At 47.0% G+C, this 4,195-nt stretch carries 3 protein-coding genes and 1 pseudogene; 2 read left to right on the plus strand and 2 right to left on the minus strand.

Features of this window, described 5'->3' with window-relative positions:
• Positions 1 to 104: 104 nt before the first annotated feature.
• Both VB741_RS14750 and VB741_RS14755 read left to right on the plus strand, forming a co-directional pair.
• A pseudogene (locus tag VB741_RS14750) lies at positions 105 to 1,019 on the plus strand (ISAs1 family transposase); the annotation flags it as partial.
• A gap of 53 nt (positions 1,020 to 1,072) precedes the next feature.
• Complete coding sequence (locus VB741_RS14755) at positions 1,073 to 2,350, plus strand: ISKra4 family transposase (RefSeq protein ID WP_323365945.1); 1,278 nt, start codon at positions 1,073 to 1,075, stop codon at positions 2,348 to 2,350.
• Between the two features lie 74 nt (positions 2,351 to 2,424).
• Here VB741_RS14755 and VB741_RS14760 read toward each other — a convergent pair whose 3' ends face one another.
• Together VB741_RS14760 and VB741_RS14765 are read right to left on the minus strand one after the other, a co-directional pair.
• Positions 2,425 to 3,429 (minus strand): IS110 family transposase, encoded by a 1,005-nt coding sequence (locus VB741_RS14760; protein ID WP_323365946.1) that lies wholly within the window; start codon positions 3,427 to 3,429, stop codon positions 2,425 to 2,427.
• Between the two features lie 273 nt (positions 3,430 to 3,702).
• Positions 3,703 to 4,011 carry a hypothetical protein gene (locus tag VB741_RS14765; protein ID WP_323365947.1) on the minus strand — a complete coding sequence of 103 codons (309 nt, stop codon included), beginning with the start codon at positions 4,009 to 4,011 and terminating at the stop codon, positions 3,703 to 3,705.
• Between the last annotated feature and the right edge of the window lie 184 nt (positions 4,012 to 4,195).

Raw genomic sequence — 4,195 nt, forward strand, 5'->3', positions numbered from 1 at the left:
TGGGAGTTGCTGACAGATCTCTTCGATAGACGATACAATCATGACTAAGTTTTTTGATTGGGACGGGACTATTATCCCATCCCTTTTTTCTTTTTTGTAGAGGGTCCCATAACACCTGGATACGCCCCATTGAGCGTTTGTTTGCACGGTTGCGCCCCGAGCAACTCCAAGAGTGTTTTTTAACCTGGGTGAACGCTGCGTTTGCACTGAGTAAGGGACAATTGATTACCCTGGATGGTAAGACGTTGCGTGGGAGCTACGAGCGTGGTGGCAAGCGAGGCATGATTCATATGGTGAGTGCCTGGGCGAGTGACAATCGACTGGTTTTGGGTCAGCGCAAAGTCAATGAGAAATCAAATGAAATTACGGCGATTCCAGAACTTCTGAACGTGTTAGACCTAGAGGGTGCAGTGGTGAGCATTGATGCGATGGGCTGCCAAACCGCCATAGCTGAACAAATTGTGGCCCAACAAGGAGACTATGTTCTGGCCCTAAAAGGGAATCAGGGTAATCTCTTGGAAGATGTGAGCCAATTATTTGCACAAGCACACGCGAACGCGTTTGCCGGTATTGAGCATGACTATTATGAAACCCAAGAAACCGGTCATGGCCGCCAAGAGACTAGTCGTTATTGGGTAATGGGTCATACTGACTATCTCATCGGTGCTGAAAACTGGGCCAAGTTAACAACGGTAGGTTGTGTTGAATCTCAACGACAAGTAGGTGATTCCATCAACCGTGAGATGCGTTACTACCTGATGAGTCTACCATTGGATGCACAGTGCTTTGCCACCGCTGTTCGAGGACACTGGGGAATTGAAAACCAACTCCATTGGATTCTCGATGTCGCTTTTCGAGAAGACCAATCTCGGGTCACTGCGGGCTATAGCGGTGAAAATCTAGCGGTTATTCGACATATTGCCGTTAACTTATTGTTGCAAGAAAAATCTGCCAAGGGCGGTACGCATGCCAAGCGGCTCAAAGCAGGATGGGATGGGTGTGACCTAAATCTGATGTAGACAAATCCCTTGTAGAATTAGCAGAGATGGCTATTTAAGTGGGCTAAAGACGGATGAACGCATCAATCATAAAAAGTGATGAGAATTCAGTGACTATTCAAATCACGATTCCGTTTGCGAGTTCGATGCTGTCGACAGAAGATCGAATTCAAACGCACTTAAATGAAGCCGGGGTTCTGGCAAGTGGCAAAGCCTTAGAACAGTTCGATACGGATGGCTTACCGCTAGAGATAGGGGGTTTACGCTGGACGAGCAAAGGCAAGCAACCGAAAACCTATCAGAGTCCCTACGGAAAAGTGTCGATTGTGCGTCATGTTTACCAAAGCGGTGAGGGGGGTGAAACGTTTTGTCCATTAGAAGTGGATGGGCGCATTATCGTGACTTCGACGCCTCGGTTTGCCAAACAGATCAGCCATAAGTATGCGGAGATGAGCGGTGCTCGGGTGGTCACTGACCTGAGTGAGAATCACGGCCGAATCGTCCCCAGTTCGTTTGTTCAAACGGTGGCCGAAACCGTTGGCAGCATAGCGCTGAGCCAAGAAGAGTCGTGGCACTATCAAACCCCAAAATTGCCAATGGCGATTAAAACAGTCAGTATTGGGGTGGATGGAACCTGCATGTTGATGTGCGAAGACCACTATCGAGAAGCGATGGTGGGCACGATTAGTTTGGTCGATACAGAAGGCGAAAGGCAGCATACAACTTACATTGGCGCGAGTCCTGAATATGGACGAGCGACTTTTTTCGAGCGCATGACCAGCGAAATTGCCCACATTCGCCAGTTGTTTCCAGGGGCTCACTATCAAGGCCTTGCCGACGGTGCGCCCGAGAACTGGGACTTTCTAGAACCGCTTACCGATACTCAAGTTTTAGATTTTTATCATGCCACTCAATATCTTAAAGGGGTGGCTAAAGTCCGCTATCCTCGCAGTCCTAACAAACGCACAGAATGGTTAGATAGTCGCTGCCATGACTTAAAGCACGAGGTCGGCGGTGCCGGTAAAATCCTTGACGAAATGCTGGCTATCGATGCCAGTAAGCTCGGGGTGACTAACGCTGAAACACTTCATGCCGCCATTACTTATTTCCGCAATCATCTCCACCAAATGAACTACGCCGAGGCGGTTGCCCAACAGCTGCCGATTGGCTCAGGGGTCACCGAAGCTGGTTGCAAAGTGATTGTTAAAAGTCGGCTGTGTGGGGCTGGCATGAAATGGAAAGATGTGGGTGCCTCGGTAGTGTTAAGTTTAAGAACGCTCAGCTATACCCAAGGCAGATGGCCTCAATTTTGGTCGAAAATTAACCAGTACGGATTTTCTCTCGCTTCGTAATACTACATCAAATTTCGGTCACACCCGATGGGATGACCAATATCTTTTCAAGGTACTGGCACAAGCAGATAAAGCTAATGCCAAATTGTAAAGAAACGTGTGCGTTTGCCCTGGGTAGGCGCTAAAAGTTCTGGCTTAAACGGTTGGCCTGACTTGAGAACGCCATAGACCACTCGAATCAATTTGTGCATCACTGCGCCTACCACTTGCATTTTATTTTTGCCCCGCGAACGCAATCCCTCGATCCACGGTTGCAGTTCTTCACAACATCGAATGGCCGTTAGCGCTGGAAAGTATAACGCGCGCCGTAGATGCTCATTGCCAATTTTGCATAAGCGTGTGCGCCCATGTACTGATGTCCCAGATTCTTTTGCCTGTGGCGTTAATCCCGCGTAGGCGGCCAGTTGGCGAGCTGAACTAAACACCGTCCAATCTCCGATTTCTGCCAAAATTTGGCTCCCACTTAAAGTAGAAATCCCCTTAATACTGGTCATCAGCGTTAAGGCGCTATCCAACGCTTCATTCTTTTTAATGTGAGCAGTCATCACCTGTTTCAATTGCTCCATCTGGTTTTCGATGAATTCAATATGAGCTTTGATATCTGCATGTAATGACTCTATTGTTGTGTCTAATCGGGTCTTTTCTTGCCCAATGATCTGTTGCAAATCTTCTAGTCGCCTTGTCATTTGCTGTAGCTCTGCCGTCTCAGAATTCGGCGGTATCCAAGCTTTCGGTTCCATCGCCTGACAGAATCGCGCAATCGTTGCACTATCTGCACTATCTGTTTTAGTGCGTCTCAATTCGCTTTGCGCAAACCCTGAAATACGAGCAGGATTGACTACGCTGACTCGATGCCCTTGCTCATGTAGATATCGGGCGACTGCCTGCCCATAGGTGCTCGTCGCTTCTAAACAGGCACTCACAGACTCGACCGATTGTCCCCTTAGCCATTCTGTTATTTCAGCAAAGCCACTTGCATCGTTCGTTACCTGTTTTTTCTGCGGTCTGCCACTTCCTTGCAATAGTGCCAGATGGAGCGTGGCTTTGCTCACATCAATCCCAAGGATACTTGCATTCATAGCGTTCACCAGTGTAGAAAAATGCCTGATACCAGTCCTATCCTCATCAATTCAGGGTGGCTACCATAAAGGAAGTCCCTTTGATACTTGTCCAGATTGGCTTGGCAAGGAGGCGGAAAACAGAACTCATTCGGGATCTATAATCTGAGCACCAGCTTGATCAGCGTCAGGGACTATCCAGATTCTCCGGCGGTTCTGTGATCAGCTTAACGCTGATTCCTCAAAATTATATGAGGGACTATGTTAGACTGCATTGAACTTGAACCGACATCCCTATCTGGATAGATTTTCAATGTCATTTACGAAGGTCCCTAAAATCGATACTTCATCTATTTTGTTATTTTGATGACCTAGATCTTTTCGAATTGCCAATAGTAATTGACCAAATAACCGAATAGAGTTGTTTGGAGACTCTGAAGTATTACTTCTTGCCATTCGCCAAAACTCAATATAGAGATTTAAAACATCATCAGATGCCCATAAAATTAGCTCTGGTGTCATGTCTTCAAATCGCTGAACTAATTCTCCTTCACTCTTGAGTTCTCGTCCCAGTTTAGATGCCAGAATAGAGTCAAAGAACAAATTAATTACTTGGTCATATATCTCAGTTTTCTTGGGCTTTTGCTCATTACGAATTTGAATTGTAACTACTCAGGCTGGGGTAGGAGAGTTATAGGGTTTCCAGAGAACAATCCCATGAGGGCATCCAGAACGTTATGCCCCTGTTTGCGTAGAGTGGATAGGTAACCGCGAATACGGCAGAACA

Source organism: Leptothoe sp. PORK10 BA2 (assembly GCF_034932105.1).
Classification (GTDB): domain Bacteria; phylum Cyanobacteriota; class Cyanobacteriia; order Phormidesmidales; family Phormidesmidaceae; genus Leptothoe.

What these genes read in the sequence shown, in the direction of transcription:
- VB741_RS14760 (WP_323365946.1), bottom strand. Translation starts at nt 3,429, where the DNA reads ATGAATGCAAGTATCCTTGGGATTGATGTGAGCAAAGCCACGCTCCAT.
- VB741_RS14755 (WP_323365945.1), top strand. Translation starts at nt 1,073, where the DNA reads ATGAACGCATCAATCATAAAAAGTGATGAGAATTCAGTGACTATTCAA.